16 protein-coding genes and 1 tRNA gene are annotated in these 13559 nt (G+C 61.8%); 7 read left to right on the plus strand and 10 right to left on the minus strand.

The window, feature by feature from the left end; genetic code table 11:
* Nucleotides 1-46: 46 nt before the first annotated feature.
* Both ACH413_RS39950 and ACH413_RS39955 read right to left on the minus strand, forming a co-directional pair.
* Complete coding sequence (locus tag ACH413_RS39950; protein ID WP_360046918.1) at nucleotides 47-784, minus strand: FkbM family methyltransferase; 738 nt, start codon at nucleotides 782-784, stop codon at nucleotides 47-49.
* Between the two features lie 10 nt (nucleotides 785-794).
* On the minus strand, nucleotides 795-1631 hold the full coding sequence (locus tag ACH413_RS39955) for a hypothetical protein (protein ID WP_360046917.1): 837 nt from the start codon (nucleotides 1629-1631) through the stop codon (nucleotides 795-797).
* Between the two features lie 173 nt (nucleotides 1632-1804).
* On the opposite strand from ACH413_RS39955, the gene ACH413_RS39960 reads away from it, so the two are divergent.
* Nucleotides 1805-1880 (plus strand) — tRNA-Arg (locus ACH413_RS39960).
* Between the two features lie 195 nt (nucleotides 1881-2075).
* Nucleotides 2076-2648: a hypothetical protein gene (locus tag ACH413_RS39965; RefSeq protein WP_360046916.1), complete on the plus strand. Its 573-nt coding sequence runs from the start codon at nucleotides 2076-2078 to the stop codon at nucleotides 2646-2648.
* Between the two features lie 58 nt (nucleotides 2649-2706).
* Here the strand turns inward: ACH413_RS39965 and ACH413_RS39970 are convergent, their stop codons facing one another.
* From ACH413_RS39970 to ACH413_RS40005, 8 genes are all read right to left on the minus strand, one after another.
* The gene (locus ACH413_RS39970; RefSeq protein WP_360046915.1) at nucleotides 2707-4149 is read right to left on the minus strand and encodes a tyrosine-type recombinase/integrase; all 1443 of its coding nucleotides are present in this window, start codon (nucleotides 4147-4149) and stop codon (nucleotides 2707-2709) included.
* Entirely contained in the window at nucleotides 4092-4301 is a 210-nt protein-coding gene (locus ACH413_RS39975) for a helix-turn-helix transcriptional regulator (RefSeq protein ID WP_396425667.1), read from the minus strand. The genes ACH413_RS39970 and ACH413_RS39975 overlap by 58 nt, the downstream gene beginning before the upstream one ends.
* Nucleotides 4302-4313: 12 nt before the next feature.
* Nucleotides 4314-5888, minus strand: a complete 1575-nt coding sequence (locus ACH413_RS39980; RefSeq protein ID WP_360046982.1) for a replication initiator — start codon at nucleotides 5886-5888, stop codon at nucleotides 4314-4316.
* A 26-nt stretch (nucleotides 5889-5914) separates the two neighbouring features.
* The gene (locus tag ACH413_RS39985) at nucleotides 5915-7285 is read right to left on the minus strand and encodes an FtsK/SpoIIIE domain-containing protein (RefSeq protein WP_360046914.1); all 1371 of its coding nucleotides are present in this window, start codon (nucleotides 7283-7285) and stop codon (nucleotides 5915-5917) included.
* A gap of 89 nt (nucleotides 7286-7374) precedes the next feature.
* Nucleotides 7375-7593 (minus strand): hypothetical protein, encoded by a 219-nt coding sequence (locus ACH413_RS39990; protein WP_360046913.1) that lies wholly within the window; start codon nucleotides 7591-7593, stop codon nucleotides 7375-7377.
* Between the two features lie 203 nt (nucleotides 7594-7796).
* Entirely contained in the window at nucleotides 7797-8057 is a 261-nt protein-coding gene (locus ACH413_RS39995; protein WP_355300471.1) for an AMED_5909 family protein, read from the minus strand.
* Nucleotides 8044-8289: a hypothetical protein gene (locus tag ACH413_RS40000; RefSeq protein WP_143091657.1), complete on the minus strand. Its 246-nt coding sequence runs from the start codon at nucleotides 8287-8289 to the stop codon at nucleotides 8044-8046. Before ACH413_RS40000 ends, ACH413_RS39995 begins: the two co-directional genes overlap by 14 nt.
* The gene (locus ACH413_RS40005) at nucleotides 8289-8672 is read right to left on the minus strand and encodes a plasmid replication, integration and excision activator (RefSeq protein ID WP_360046912.1); all 384 of its coding nucleotides are present in this window, start codon (nucleotides 8670-8672) and stop codon (nucleotides 8289-8291) included. The genes ACH413_RS40000 and ACH413_RS40005 overlap by 1 nt, the downstream gene beginning before the upstream one ends.
* Before the next feature lie 238 nt (nucleotides 8673-8910).
* Here ACH413_RS40005 and ACH413_RS40010 point away from each other — a divergent pair, with 238 nt between their 5' ends.
* The 5 genes from ACH413_RS40010 (at nucleotide 8911) to ACH413_RS40030 (ending at nucleotide 13555) form a co-directional block, all read left to right on the plus strand.
* Nucleotides 8911-9654 (plus strand): DUF5919 domain-containing protein, encoded by a 744-nt coding sequence (locus ACH413_RS40010; RefSeq protein ID WP_360046911.1) that lies wholly within the window; start codon nucleotides 8911-8913, stop codon nucleotides 9652-9654.
* Between the two features lie 10 nt (nucleotides 9655-9664).
* Nucleotides 9665-10135, plus strand: a complete 471-nt coding sequence (locus ACH413_RS40015; RefSeq protein ID WP_360046910.1) for an NUDIX domain-containing protein — start codon at nucleotides 9665-9667, stop codon at nucleotides 10133-10135.
* 128 nt (nucleotides 10136-10263) lie between these two features.
* On the plus strand, nucleotides 10264-11151 hold the full coding sequence (locus ACH413_RS40020; RefSeq protein WP_360046909.1) for a nucleotidyltransferase: 888 nt from the start codon (nucleotides 10264-10266) through the stop codon (nucleotides 11149-11151).
* Nucleotides 11148-11780 (plus strand): hypothetical protein, encoded by a 633-nt coding sequence (locus ACH413_RS40025; protein ID WP_360046908.1) that lies wholly within the window; start codon nucleotides 11148-11150, stop codon nucleotides 11778-11780. Before ACH413_RS40020 ends, ACH413_RS40025 begins: the two co-directional genes overlap by 4 nt.
* Nucleotides 11777-13555 (plus strand): hypothetical protein, encoded by a 1779-nt coding sequence (locus ACH413_RS40030; RefSeq protein WP_360046907.1) that lies wholly within the window; start codon nucleotides 11777-11779, stop codon nucleotides 13553-13555. Before ACH413_RS40025 ends, ACH413_RS40030 begins: the two co-directional genes overlap by 4 nt.
* Nucleotides 13556-13559: the final 4 nt, after the last annotated feature.

Genomic DNA, 13559 nt, shown 5'->3' on the forward strand with positions numbered 1-13559 from the left:
ACAGATCGTGGCTGTGCAACCGATCCCTCAGGTTCGCTCGGTCAGCCTAGGCGCGGAAGAGGTAGTTCCTGATCTCGCCGCCGATGGTGTGCGTCGGCACCCACTCACCGCCGTGCCACGTGCTCATCCGGTACCCGCGCTCGACGAGGAAGTCGGCGACGTCCTTCGCGTGGTACCCGAACCGCTCGACGTGCCGTTCCTCGATCTCCAGCAGGAACGCGGGCTTGAGCCGTTCGATGGTCTCCACGGCCCCTTCGAGGACCTTGAGCTCGGCCCCCTCCACGTCGGCCTTGACGAAGTCGAGCTTCGTGATCCCCTGCTCCTCGACGAAGTGGTCGAGCGTGTCCGTCTTGACCAGGACGTCCAGGTGCTGGTCGAACTCCTCGTTGGACCCCAGCCCGTTCGCCCCCACCGTGAGGAACGACCGCCCGGTGACAGGACTCCCGTGCCGCACGGGAACGCTCATGACCTCGCGCCCCTGCTTCTCCGCGCCAAGGGCGACCGAGTGCCTCTTGATGTTGTCCCCTTCACGCGGCCTGAGCACGTACGACAGGGCGGGGTGCGCGAACACGAGCGGCTCGACGCTGTGCACAGTCCCTTGTGGACCGACCAGTCTCGACAAAGTGACCGTGTAAAGCCCCAGTGCGGCCCCGACGTCGATGCAGACGTCTCCAGGCTTGACGACCTTGCGGAGCCCGATCAGCTCCGCCTCGGCATAGGGCGTGAGCCGGGCAAGCGCCTGCAACCCGGCAACAACAGCAGCACTGCGAAGTTGGGTCAACACCTCTGTCAGCCTAGACGTGTCCGTTCCGGTGCTGCTCGCCCGCAGGCAACCCGATCTGATCAGCGAACTCGGCAGCCACCCGCTCCCCGCCATAAACACTCAACGCCTTGACCAGATGCAACCTCAGGTCCCGCCGGTGCGCGTCCTCGAGCTCAGGCATGGCCCGCTCAACGCTGCTCACCAACGACTCGGCCCAATGCCCGGCCGGCTCCCGCTGCGCGATCCTCACGAGCTCGGCGAGGTGATCAGCCAACTTGACCGCCGCCTCGACCTGATACCCGTTGCGCTGCAACCACCAGATCGTCGCCGTGCCGACGTCCGTCAACACCTCGTCCCGCAGGTACCGAATCTCAGCGCGCTCAACGTCCCGCTCCGCCAGCTTGAACGTCGAGTTCCGCAACAACTCGATGTGCTTCTTGGCCATCTCCAGGTCGTCGTCCCCGACCGAGACCTTCACCTGCTCCGCCCGAGCCCACACGTGCGTCCCAGGCACCTGCCGCTCGGTGGCGAGCTCATCCCCCAACTGCACCTGCAGGGCAGCGTGATGAATCAACATCGCCTTACCGCTGATCTCCTTGGCCCGCTGCAGAACGTGATGAATGGCAGCACTCCGCGGCGAGTTGTGCCGAAGACCCGTCGCCAGATCAAGCCGCCACACCACCGTGAACTTCAGCTGGAAGTCCAGCCCGTACACCGCACTGGCCAACGGCGTCTCGAACTCCTGCTGATGACTGCTCGCCGGCGGCACGAAGGTGATGTCGTCAGCTCTTCTGGGCACCGTCCGGCGCCACCAAGCCTTGAGGGCACCAAGCGGGCCAGGACGGAAGTCGGGCCAGGGTCTGCTCACACGCCCTCCCTACCTGACGTTTGTGCCCGGCAGAAGGTGGCCTGCCTCACTTCCCTCCAACGGCCGCAGCCCGCCTCGAGGGTTCCTCACGGTGCGTGAGCAGGGCGCTCGTGCGCGGTAGCCGGGGGCGCTGGTCAACTCGGTGGCACCACCCCGCTAGACTGCTGTCGCCAGCCCTAGTAGCTCAGGGGATAGAGCATCGGTTTCCTAAACCGTGTGTCGCAGGTTCGAATCCTGCCTGGGGCACCACCTTTCGCCGGGTGAAATCAAGCTCTGACCAGCGGCAACGCGGTCAGGGCTTGATCTTTTTGGTCAGCCACCGTCAGCGGGAATCTGCCCCTGTTTGCCGCCACCTGCGAAACCACCGCGAAACCGTTTTGGGGTGCTGGGACCGCTGAGGCGCGCCTTCACCACTGAGGCTCCGGACCGCCTTACTGTCCGCCCATGAACCTGCTGACCCTGGTGGGTCCCACGATCGCCTCCGTGGTGGCGCTCACGATCGCTGTCATCGGCTGGAGGAAGCAGACCCGCCGCGACGAGAAGGAACGAACGGACCGGCTCAAGTCGCAGAAAGCCGAGCTCCTGGCCGAACTGCTTGAGCTGTGCATTGCTAACAGCGGTCTGCCCGTCGGCCGAGACGTCGCCAGGGCGAAGGCCATCCTGCTCAGGCTTCCAGGCAACATCGCGACAGTTCTCCGTCAGGCCCTCAACCTTCGGTACACGATGCACGTACCGCTCGACGAGGCCACGGCAGTACGTATGAAGTCGACAGGCCCACACGACGCGAACGACAAGTGGGAGATCTTTGACGCGGCGTCGGCACTGACTCGCGGATCCTTCAGCGCACGACGCGAGTGGATCGAAGCTGAAATCGTCTATGACATCGCCGGGCTGATGGGCGACGACCAAGACGCCGTCCTCGCGGCTTTGAAGAAGGACGTTCGCGACTTGAGCACCGCGCTTCGCGTCAACATGCGGGACCAGCAAGCAGCCACCAAGAACGAGTCGTCTGAATGACTGCAACGCGTTCAAGCCCCCTGGCATGCTCAACCAGGGGGTTACTCGAACCGCGCAGCTACGCCGCTTCAAACAATCGCTCGATCGTCGCGTTGATCGTCTCGCGCTGCCCATCGATGCACTTTGCGTAGATCTTGAGCAGCACCTCAACCGAATGTCCTGCCCGCTCCGCGACCTCCGTCGCAGGCACCCCTCCGTTGAGCCAGAGCGACACGGCAGCGTGCCGCAGGTCGTAGGGCCGAGCAGCCAGCGGCGAGGCCACCTGAGCCGAGGTGAGTCCGTACGGTCGCGCGTCCTGCCACACCCTGTAGTACGTCGAAGACGACACCACCCCACCCTTCGGCGACCAGAAGAGCCGGCCGTCTGACGCGACTCCGAACCGGTCGACATGGTTCCGAATCCGCCGCACCAGGACCGGAGGGATAGGCACCGGCCGCACGTCCTTCACGCCCCGATGCTTCAGCCCGCGTTGGTCGTGCACCTCCCCCGAGTCCGTCCACCGCTTCCCCGCCGACGGCCGAGACTCGCCCAGCATCAGTAGACCCCAGCCCTCATCGGGAAGGGTGCAGTCATCCAGCTTGAGCCCGAGCCCTTCAGCCGGCCGAGCCGCCGCGTAGTAGCAGGTGGCAAAGAACGCTTCGAGGTGCGCACCTCGATCAGCGTTGCGCCGCCCGACATACGACACGGCCGTAAGCAGCTCCTCGATCTGCCGAGGGTTGGCCACCACACGCGGGTCAACCTGCTTCGCGACCTTGCGCTTGACCCGGTTCAACGGGTTGTCCGGGATCAACTCCCGCTCGACCGCCAACGCCAGCAGGTTGAACAGCACCGCCCGCTTCCGCGAATACACGGTCGCAGCCGCGGACTTCCCATCGAGCTTCGTGGCCAGCGCGTCCAGGACCTCCCGAACCGCCACCGCGTCCGTCATGTCGTACAACGGCCGGGAGTACCGAGCCAACCAGTCCACGACCTCCTGCTGTTCGCGGTCGAGCTGATCGTCACGAGTCGTCGGCGGCAACAGGTGACGCGTCAGCACTCCACGCAGCTCCGTCAGCTCCGGCCGGCCAGGCCCGTTCTTCACGAACGCAGCGCACGCAGTCGCCAACGCATCCACTGTGCTGCTCCGCGTCTTCGCAGCCGAGTCGGGCCACTTCATGTCCATGTAGGACTGTGCGAACTCCAGGAACGAGAAGGAGTTCTTCCGCTTCAGCTCAGACAGCGGAAGCCCAGTCTCCACATCGAACTCTTCACCGAGCCGCGCCGCCTTCATCAGGTCGGAACGCCGGTTGATCGCCTGCGCCTTGTTCGCGAACCACTCCGAGTGGCTCTTCTTCTCCGTCACCCACCTGACGCCCCACGGCTTCGGCCGCTTCTTACCCTTCGCGGTCTTCTTCTTCGTCCAGTCGGCGATCTCCCAGAAGGTGACCTTCAGCGTCGTCTCGCTCATGCTGCCCGCCCGTAGAGGTCGTCCATCCAGTCCAGGAAGTCCGAGCGCCGACACCGCAGCTCCCCGTTAGGGAGCGGGAAGCAACGAGGCCCCTTCCCCGTCTGCCGCCACTTGTAGAACGTGTCCCGAGAGACGTCCCCGCCGAGCGCCTCCAGCATCTCCGGAACAGACATCAGTACAGCTATCTCACGCGCCTTGCCGTTCATGATTCCCCCCGTTTACGCAGCTAGATGAGTTGCCGAACTTTCTGGCGGTCCGGCAGATGCGAGCAGCGCGGCCGTGTATTCGGCCTTCCACCTGCGCCGCTCAGCGACAGCGCTCAGCAGGAGATGCGCCCGTGCCGGCACATTCGGATCACCGGGCTGAACGTTGTTCCAGACGACGCGCTGCGCCTGGTCCTCGGGCTTGATCCCGACGTCCGCGAGCAGTTGCCGAACGAACGTCTTCCGGTCGTGCTTGTGGTCCGCCAGCGACTTGCCCGACCACTTCCGCGACACGAGGACCCGCCGACCGGCGACGCCAAGCGTGGTTCGCTTGTGCGCCTTGCCTTTGCACTTCCCAGGCACCGTGGACAGCCGAGCCCCACGAGGCTGCACGCCGTACAGCAGCCATACCGCACACTGCGGCGAACAAGGCGTCACAGCCAGCTCCGCACACAACCGTTCGGCGTGGTCTTCCTGCCGCGTGGTCTGGGCGTCGAAGCACTCGTTGATGCTCTTGGTGAGGTACTTCGTCAGGTAGCCGATGTGGCGGCCGGCCTCTTGAGTGCCGCCGAGGATGCCCTTGGAGTGCACCTGCACCCCGAACCGCGCGACATGGGCCGGACGTTCGACCTCATCAAGGGCTTCTTCCCAGGTAGGCAAGGCCCTTCGCGTCTGCGGATCAACGAATCCCTTGGCCCGCACATCCCAGAACGGCAGCTGGTCACCGCTGTACTTGATCTCGTCGTGCTCGGGCCACCAGACCTGGTGGTACGTGGCCTCGGTGACCGCCTTCAGCTCCGCACGCGAGATCGAGCCCCGGACCGCCGCGTGCCAGTGCGGAGCAAGCCGACGCTGTGGCTCGACCGCCGAGAAGTACTGGACCTCCCAGCCCACACAGCGCCGGAGGTTCTGGACGAACCGATCAAGCAGCGCGGCGAAGTGCACCGCGTCCCGAGCCGCACGGCGGTAGTTGTACTTCGTCGGGTCAACCGGGGTGCCGTCGCTGCGCACCTTGCCGTAGGTGTCGAGCGTCAGCGTGAGGAACGTCGAGGGCTGGTGCTTGCCCCCGAACACCTTGCCCACGGTGCGCTTGCTGACCGGCCGCCGAGGCAGGTTGGGCGCATCCTGCCGACGCCTGGTCGACCGCTTTCGCACGCCCTTGAGCGGGACTTCCAGCGAGGGGAGCGAACCGCGGACTCCGAGTTGCCGAAGTTCGGCGTCAACCTCCGCGACCTCTTCCCGCACCTCCTCCGCGCCCACTTCATCGCCCTCACCGAGGGCCAGGCGGAAGGCCTTCAACAGGTCAGCCCGGTACTCGGTCAGCTCCCGCTGTTCGTCGCTCGGAGCGTCCGGAGTGAAGTCCGGTTCCTCGGTCAGGTGCCATCCCTCGCGACACTGCGCCATCCGCAGACGCCGGTTCTTCTCCGCGCACGTCGGGCAGACACTCGCGACCGTTGAGCCGCAAGGGACGGGCACGATGTCCACACGCCCGGTGTCGAGGTCGATCCGCTCCTTAGCCAATGGACGGACACAGACGCCGTGTTCCTCAGCCACGGCCCGCACAACGTCGAGCGCGGCCGGCTGCTTCATCCGCTCTGATCGAGTCAGATACTCGGTCACGCCGCCGCCCTCCCGTCCGTCAACTCGGGGAACTCGTGCACGGTGGCCGGAGCGAGGTACGCACCCAGCTCGACCAGGTCCGCATCCGTGACGTTGAAGGCCCGCGCACGCTCGGGTTCGCGCTGCCCGTCCTCCTTGCCCCACGCGACACCGGGCGTGTTCTCGCTGATCTCATGCGCAGCCGCACCGCGTTGCCGAACGCCATCGCCCAGGACCATGTCCACCTGCACCGGCTCATCGAGGCGCAGCGCCACCCGAGTCGTGAACAGGTGCCGGAAACCGACGATCTCCTTGCGCGGGTCCTGGACCAGGCCGACGACGGCGTAACCAGGTGCACGTCCCTGAGAGGTGATCGTCTGGATTGCCCGCGTCGCCCGTTCGCGAAGGTTCCGGTCTGACTGGTAGGCGATCAGGTCCGCCAGTTCATCCACGACCAGTACCGTGAAAGGCTCCCCCGTGCTTCGCGCCCACAGTCGCCGAACGCCCCGGTAACGAGTGGCCCGCTCCTTCACCTCTGCGGCGATTTCTTCAAGCAGGGCAACAGCTTCAGGCCCGTTGTCGTAGACGACCTTCTCGAACGCGTCCGGGCACTGCCCCAGCTCCATGCCGCCCTTGGGGTCGATCCCGACGAGGCGGACCATGCCGGCCTTGATGGCCGGGGCGAGCTGCCAGACGATCGACCACAGCACCGAGCCCTTGCCAGCACCAGGCACTCCGACCACGAGGACCTGCGACCCGAGCAGCCTCAACCGCCAGGGCTTCCCTGTCTCCGTACGACCGACGACGACGCGCTTGAGGTCGACCTCTCCGGGGTCGGCGAGCTGCGGCACCGCGACCGAACGCGCCAGCGGGTCAGCGTGGATGAAGTCGAGCTCAAGCACGCGAGGCTTCAGAACCCGCACCCGGCAGGACCGAGCATTGAACGAGTGCGCCAGATTCTCGCGCCGCAACTCCCACTGCTCAGGAGACTGCGCCGGGATCATCCGCACGCGCACCTTGTCCCGCCAGCCCTCCGACCGGATGCGGCGCAGCTTCGGGAGGTACTCCTTCCCGCGGACTTCCTTCGTCAGCTCTGCAAGCCGCACCACGGTCCGCCACTGCGGCACGTACACGGTGAGCCGCCGCCACTCAGTCAGCACGCGGTGCCAGCCGTGCCGAAGGAACGAGTCCTGGTCGAGGCCGTACCAGACCGCCAAGGCGCACACGAGCGACAGCAAGGCGAGCACCAGCGGCGAGAGTCCGAACCGGTGATAGGCGACGTAGCCGCCGAGGCCAGCCGTGACCGCAACCGGGTACCGAACAGCCAGAACGACCAACCGCACGACCAGGCGGACCGCGAGCCACAGCAGGGCAACGGGCGCGAGCACCAGCTTGACCCAGCCTGGAAGCCATACCCACCACGGAACCTGCGGACGTGCACCCTCGAACGGTGCGGGATCAACCCAACGGTTTCCCTTCATCGCGCACCGCCAGCGCACTTCGGGCACTGGAAGACGCTCCCCACGCTCGGGATGCGTCCAACAGGCTGGAAAGCCCCCAAAGCGGCGGTGTGCTGCGCCCGACAGGTCAGGCATTCGAAGCCCCGCGCCTGCGCCGCCGTGAGTTCCATCGTCTCCAGCGAGCCGCCATCGAGCATCACGGCATAGCTGGAAACGGTCTGCCTGGTGGAGATCATCCGATCCCCGTCTAGCGCACGAATGCGCTCAGGCTCTACGCTCATCGTTGTTCACTCCTGAGTTGGGTGGACAACGCAGGAGCGGCGAGGTTGGTAGCCGGGTTCCGCTCCTGCGTCTCACGTTCTCTTTGCACCGCAACAAGACGTGCGGCATCGCCACGTGACCCAGCAGAGTCACGCGCTCTGTCCAATGAGAACTTCCGCTACTTCTTCGCCGTCTTCGTGACCTTGATCGCCTCCCCCTTCTCGCGCTCACGGTTCGCCCAGTACATGGCCTCGTGGTGATGGCTGCGGTCGCTCTCGGCGACTCGCGCGTAGATCGCAGCGGAGCGGAGGTAGTAGTCCCGCAGAACGGCGGGAGCGGCCTTGGGGTTGGGCAGGAGCTTGCTCAGCACGTCGTGTGCTTCGCTCAGCGTCCGGGCCTGCTCAGCAAGGCCCCAGTGCATGGCCTCAGTCGCGGGCATCGGAAGCCTCCTCCGCGAGGGCATGACGCCCCTCCTGTCGAGCGGCCGAGGCCTGGAGAGCACGCCACCCCTGGTCGAGAACATCCCGCAGTTGCGGGACCACATCCCGATCGACGACAAGCACGGCGGGGAAGGCGTTGCCGAAGCGGATCTCGATCCGGTCGGCGAACGGCATCGCGAGTGGCCGCATCGGCACGCCGTCGGTCAGGTGAACGCGCACCAGGTCAGGCATCACGCCGCCTTAGCGGATGGCTTGCCGACGACCGGCTTCATGCCGGAGGCCCGCAGGCTGTAGCCGAGCTTTGCGCGGCAGCGGTGACGCTCACCCGCGTGGACCCCACGGCAGCCCTTGTCGTCGATCCACGGCGTGACCGTCAGCCCCTCGAACACCACTGGCCGGACGTCCGTGCCGGGGATGGCCTCCGGCGGTACCGGCTGGTGAGGTGCGGAGATCTTGACCGTGACGACCGCGTCCGTCTTGCGCTCCGCGGCCTGGTCAATGACCAGCACAGACCACACGAGGAGACCGGTCTCCTTGTCCTTCTCCTGCTCGGGCGGCAGACCCTTCGCCCGCTCGTCGGCGGACTGGAACTTGAGCACGGGCTCAACGCCCATCACGAGCGCGCCCTGGGAAACACGAAGTCGTGACCCGCAGGGAGCCTGCTCCCACCTGTGATCGCCATCGTGGCTCTCCTGTCGTAGGTGTCGTCCAGACCGGTTGTCTGGAGTTCTCGACACCTACGACTTTCGGCTGAAAACCGGGACGTGAGCACCGCATGGCGGGACTTCTAGAGACGTCCCTATTAACCTAAGACGTCCCTAGCGTCCCCAAGGACGTCCGACAGGAGCGATCATGGCGAACGAGCGACTACGAGACGCGTTGCTGCGCAACGGACTCACATACGAGCAGGTAGCCAAGGCCACGGGCGTCGACCAGAAGACCGTCGAACGCTGGATCACGAAGGGCCGGGCGCCGTACCCGCGCCACCGCAACACCATCGCGTCGATGGTCAAGGAGACCGAGACGTACCTCTGGCCCGACGCGGTCGCGCCGGAGCGGAAAGCCGAGATCACCGAGTCCGAGGTCGTCAAGCTCTACCCACACCGCAACTCGATCCCCCCAGAGCTGTGGGACCACCTCATCACCAACGCCACCCGGCACGTGGAGGTGCTGGTGCACGCCGGCATCTTCTTGGTGGAGCGACCGACGTTCATGCGGGACCTGGCCAACAAGGCCGCGAACGGCGGGCGCATCCGCCTGATTTTCGGCGACCCTGCCAGCCGCGAGGTCGCCAAGCGCAGCGACGAGGAGCAGCTGGGCAAGGGCACGCTCGGCTCCCGCATCCGTAACGCACTGGCGTTCTACCGGCCGCTGGTCGGCGTGGACGGCGTGGAGATGCGCTTCCACAAGACGACGCTCTACAACTCGATCTTCCGCTTCGATGACGAGATGGTTGTCAATACGCATGTCTACGGCTTCCAAGCCGCGCACGCTCCAGCCCTGCACCTGCGGCAGCTCGCTGCGGGCGATCTCTTCGAGACCTACTCTGAGAGCTTCGAGCACGTCTGGAACCTGTCCAAGCCAGCAACGTTCTGAGGAATCCCACATGGCCCGCGTGGACTACTTCCATGACCCGAGCGCCCCAAAGGCGAATAGCCTCCGCCCTGCTGTCAGCGCCTTCATCCAAGACGAGGTGGGACGCGTGCTAATGATTCGCCGCGCCGATAACGACAAGTATGCAATTCCAGGCGGCCAGCAAGAAGCTGGCGAAACCCTCACCCAAGCAGCCATACGTGAAACAAAAGAAGAGACCGGCATCGACATTGAAGTAACAGAGCTTATTGGGCTCTACTCAAATCCACACCACATAATCGAATACGACGACGGTGAAGTGCGACAAGAATTCTCTATCTGCTTCAGAGGCTCACCCAAGCAGGGGGATCTAAAAACAAGCAACGAGTCTAAAGAAGTCGCCTGGATTAACCTGGACGAGCTGGACGCGTTGAATATTCATCCATCGATCCGCATGCGCATCAATCACGCCCTGGATAATCGTGTCGATCCGTTCTACACGTAGCCCAATGTAACAGCCGACTATCCAGAGGCGACGTTCAGTAGGCGCGCTTCCAGATCAGCGATATGGTGCTGCACCCGCGTGTCGACAGCACGAGAGCACCTGAAGTCTCAGCAGGAGGAGAATCAACAGTGACCCTAGAGGAGCGCCTGAATACCTGGACCGACCTTTCAAGCCCGACCGAAAAGACCAAGCAGAAACGCACGGAACGCATGATTGAAGAAGCAATCACTGCGCACGCGCCACTAAAGAGCTGCACCCTCGATGTATACGCGAAAGGATCATACGCCAATCAAACTAATGTGAAGGCGGACAGCGACGTTGACATTGTCGTCCAATGCAAGAACGCCCTCTACTACGACGAAGCGACACCAGGATGTTCCGGCGTATCGGGCGTATATGACGGCGAGTGGTCTCCATATAGACTACGGACTGAACTCGAGGTCGCACTTCGGAAGAAATTTCCGGACCAGATCGACAATTCTGGCTCAATCGCTATCAAAATAGCCTCAAGCTCAGCACGTGTCGACGCTGACGTAGTTCCTTGCTTCGATTATCGCTACTACTGGAGCAGCAGCTCATACGTTGAAGGCACGCGAATATTTAGAAAGAACAACTCTTCACTAGAAAACTATCCTGCCCAACAGCTTTCCGAAGGAGCAACCAAGGACACCAACACCCTTTGGTCGTACAAGGCAACCGTTAGAATCCTAAAGCGCGTCGAGAATCTAATGGCAGAGTCCGGCTTTCACCATGAGGTCCCCTCATTCTTCGTCGAGTGCCTAACCTATAACTGTCCGAACAGGTTGTTCATCGAAGCAACCTGGACGAATCGTGTTCGCAATGTTCTAATTCACCTGTGGGGAAATCTCGCAGGTAGCGAACCCCAACATGAACCCGACCGCTGGCTAGAGGCAAACAACCGGAAGTTTCTGTTCGACACCTCTCAGCCTTGGACCCGCTCTGACGGCAAAGCTTTCGCCAAGGCAGCGTGGAACTATCTAGGATATGGGGAATGAAGAGCAACTTCGCCATTCGAGCCATTGCAGTAATCGTCGCGACAGTCTTTGTGTCCGGAGCTTGGATCCAAGGAGGAAAGCTTGAGCTGGGATGGCTAAAGTTCTTCTCGATTGCAGTGCTTGCGGTGACTGTCTCCGTTACGGTATGGGACATTTGGCTTTGGCGCCTGCCCCTGGCTCAATTAATACCAGGAGTCCCTCGATGCCTACGCGGTACTTGGCAAGGTGTACTCGTGTCCTTCTGGATAAACCCCGAGACGGGCGAGAAACTAGATCCAAAGAACGTATACCTGGTAATCCGGCAGACATCAAGCAAAATATCCGTCACCCTGCTCACAAACGAGTCTAGGTCAACATCTTCCTTAGCAGATGTGACGACGGTTGATGACATGTCGCAGCTGACTTATCTATATCTAAATCGACCCGACCCGCGGTTCGAAGTTCGTAGCAAAATACACCACGGCTCGACCGTATTGATGGTATCCGGCAGGCCGGCCAAGCGCCTGAAAGGGCACTACTGGACAGATCGCGACACAAAAGGAGAGTTGGATTTCAATACCTTCAACAAGCAGCTTGCAGATGACTTCGAAGAAGCAGATGAGCTCTTCAAAAAGCAGACTACAACATGAACGGAATTTACATGACTGAAGAACAACGACGAGGAAAAGCGATCAGACAGTTCATGTGGGAGTGGCAGCACTTCTTCCGCCACTCTGTCGAAAATTCTCTCCAGCGGGCACTTGAGAAAATCGGTTTCGACGGCGATCCCGAAGTTCTAGTCATCGGTTTCGACACCACCGGAGAAAAAGTACTCCCCGTATGCATCGAGCCCGAGAACGGCAGCTTTGGAAATTTGCGATTCGAGCCCTCAATTCAGACTAGAGCACAAGACCTTTTCAGTACAGACCCGGAGCAGAATTTCTATATCTCAGACCCGCGGCTTCACCGAGAGCGACGACTACATCTCTTTGATAGGGCTCACGCAAAAGCTCTGATTGAAGCCCTTCAGAACTCAGGTCCGGGCTCCGGCCGAACGTTCTTCTGCTCAAATTCAACCGTTGTCGCTGGCTATCGCGTATACGTCGCCGTTGGCATCATCACGGCAGAGCTGAGCGAAGTTCCTCAGCTTAAACGAACAGAACTAGACCGCATTCCAATTTTGCCATCACTGGTACATGCAGTTGTTTATGAGGTACTTGGACGTGCTACCCGAGCTCTTAATCAGCCTGACCCTGGAAAAGATCTTCTTGGATTAGACACAGGCGATGATGAAATCGTCCGCAGCGCAACGAGCGCCACGGTTCGGTCTGTTCTAACCGCCACCGGTCAGATATTTGCCCGAGGGCGAGAACGGCATCTGAACACGATATCATCGCTTCCGTACGAACGACGATTCGCCAATGGCAGGATCGTCTTCTCTGATGCCGAGAATCCATTTCTAAACGTCCACCTGCGTTTGGCGAAAGCTGTTTCTCTCAGCGATACACACTCGGTTCGAAAGATGCTAGAAGCAAGCAGTAGCGAAGTTTCACTGCTTTCTGATGGCGATCACGTCTATGGTTTTGGCACCGTCAAAGACGACTACGATGCCGAAACCGAGTCTATTTTTGTGATGACTTCAACCGAGCGTGGAGCATGGGAGGTCTCACACGGAGACCTTTCGCTATTCACGGTGACAGACGGAGCAGGACGACTATCCGTAAGCCCGCTCAACCCCAAGAACTTCGCCGATACCGTACGGCGTCTAATACCCAACGCTGATATTAGTGCTCTTCTGAATTTGGCAGAAGCCGCGAGCAAGAACGATCACGGTGCTATGTTGATCATCTCGGCAGACGCACCAGGTGAAGCAGCTCGATTGTCGCCTCAAGCATGGATGGTGACTCCAATAGCCCTAAATTCCGGGCTAGCTCAGCAGCTAACTAGAATCGATGGCGGAATTCTAGTTGATGCGCATGGTAAGTGTCACGCCATTGGCGTCATACTCGATGGCACCGCAAACGGAATCGGCACCCCTTCACGAGGAAGCCGGTTTAACAACGCAGTTAGATACCTAGACAGCAGCCCCCCACCAACTGTGGTGGTCGTGTACAGCACTGATGGACACATCGATGTCCTGCCAAAATTGATGCCCCAGGTAGAGCGTTACAAAGTTTCCGATGCCCTAGCAGCTTACGTTGAAATCGTGAGTAAAGAACAGTTCGATTTTGAGATTGCGAACCGCGCATGGGATAAGCTTCTTCGATTTAAGTTCTACCTGTCCGACGAGCAATGCGAGATCGCGAACTCAGCAAGACGTCGCTTGGAGGAAATGAGGAACGCCACGTCCAGCATCAGGATAAGCGAGAGGGATCTTCGCCCAAATCCATCCATGAACGACAGCTTTTGGACTTCTGGTCGCTGACGAA

Origin of the sequence: Lentzea sp. NPDC020367, from assembly GCF_044387305.1 — a bacterium.
Taxonomy (GTDB): Bacteria; Actinomycetota; Actinomycetes; order Mycobacteriales; family Pseudonocardiaceae; genus Lentzea.

Bases quoted from the DNA above. Each gene is read 5' to 3' on its own strand.
- ACH413_RS40005 (WP_360046912.1), bottom strand. From the start codon at position 8,672: ATGGGCGTTGAGCCCGTGCTCAAGTTCCAGTCCGCCGACGAGCGGGCG.
- ACH413_RS40015 (WP_360046910.1), top strand. From the start codon at position 9,665: ATGGCCCGCGTGGACTACTTCCATGACCCGAGCGCCCCAAAGGCGAAT.
- ACH413_RS40030 (WP_360046907.1), top strand. From the start codon at position 11,777: ATGAACGGAATTTACATGACTGAAGAACAACGACGAGGAAAAGCGATC.
- ACH413_RS39990 (WP_360046913.1), bottom strand. From the start codon at position 7,593: ATGATCTCCACCAGGCAGACCGTTTCCAGCTATGCCGTGATGCTCGAT.
- ACH413_RS40000 (WP_143091657.1), bottom strand. From the start codon at position 8,289: ATGCCTGACCTGGTGCGCGTTCACCTGACCGACGGCGTGCCGATGCGG.
- ACH413_RS39980 (WP_360046982.1), bottom strand. From the start codon at position 5,888: ATGAAGCAGCCGGCCGCGCTCGACGTTGTGCGGGCCGTGGCTGAGGAA.
- ACH413_RS39975 (WP_396425667.1), bottom strand. From the start codon at position 4,301: ATGAACGGCAAGGCGCGTGAGATAGCTGTACTGATGTCTGTTCCGGAG.
- ACH413_RS40025 (WP_360046908.1), top strand. From the start codon at position 11,148: ATGAAGAGCAACTTCGCCATTCGAGCCATTGCAGTAATCGTCGCGACA.
- ACH413_RS39995 (WP_355300471.1), bottom strand. From the start codon at position 8,057: ATGCCCGCGACTGAGGCCATGCACTGGGGCCTTGCTGAGCAGGCCCGG.
- ACH413_RS40010 (WP_360046911.1), top strand. From the start codon at position 8,911: ATGGCGAACGAGCGACTACGAGACGCGTTGCTGCGCAACGGACTCACA.
- ACH413_RS39965 (WP_360046916.1), top strand. From the start codon at position 2,076: ATGAACCTGCTGACCCTGGTGGGTCCCACGATCGCCTCCGTGGTGGCG.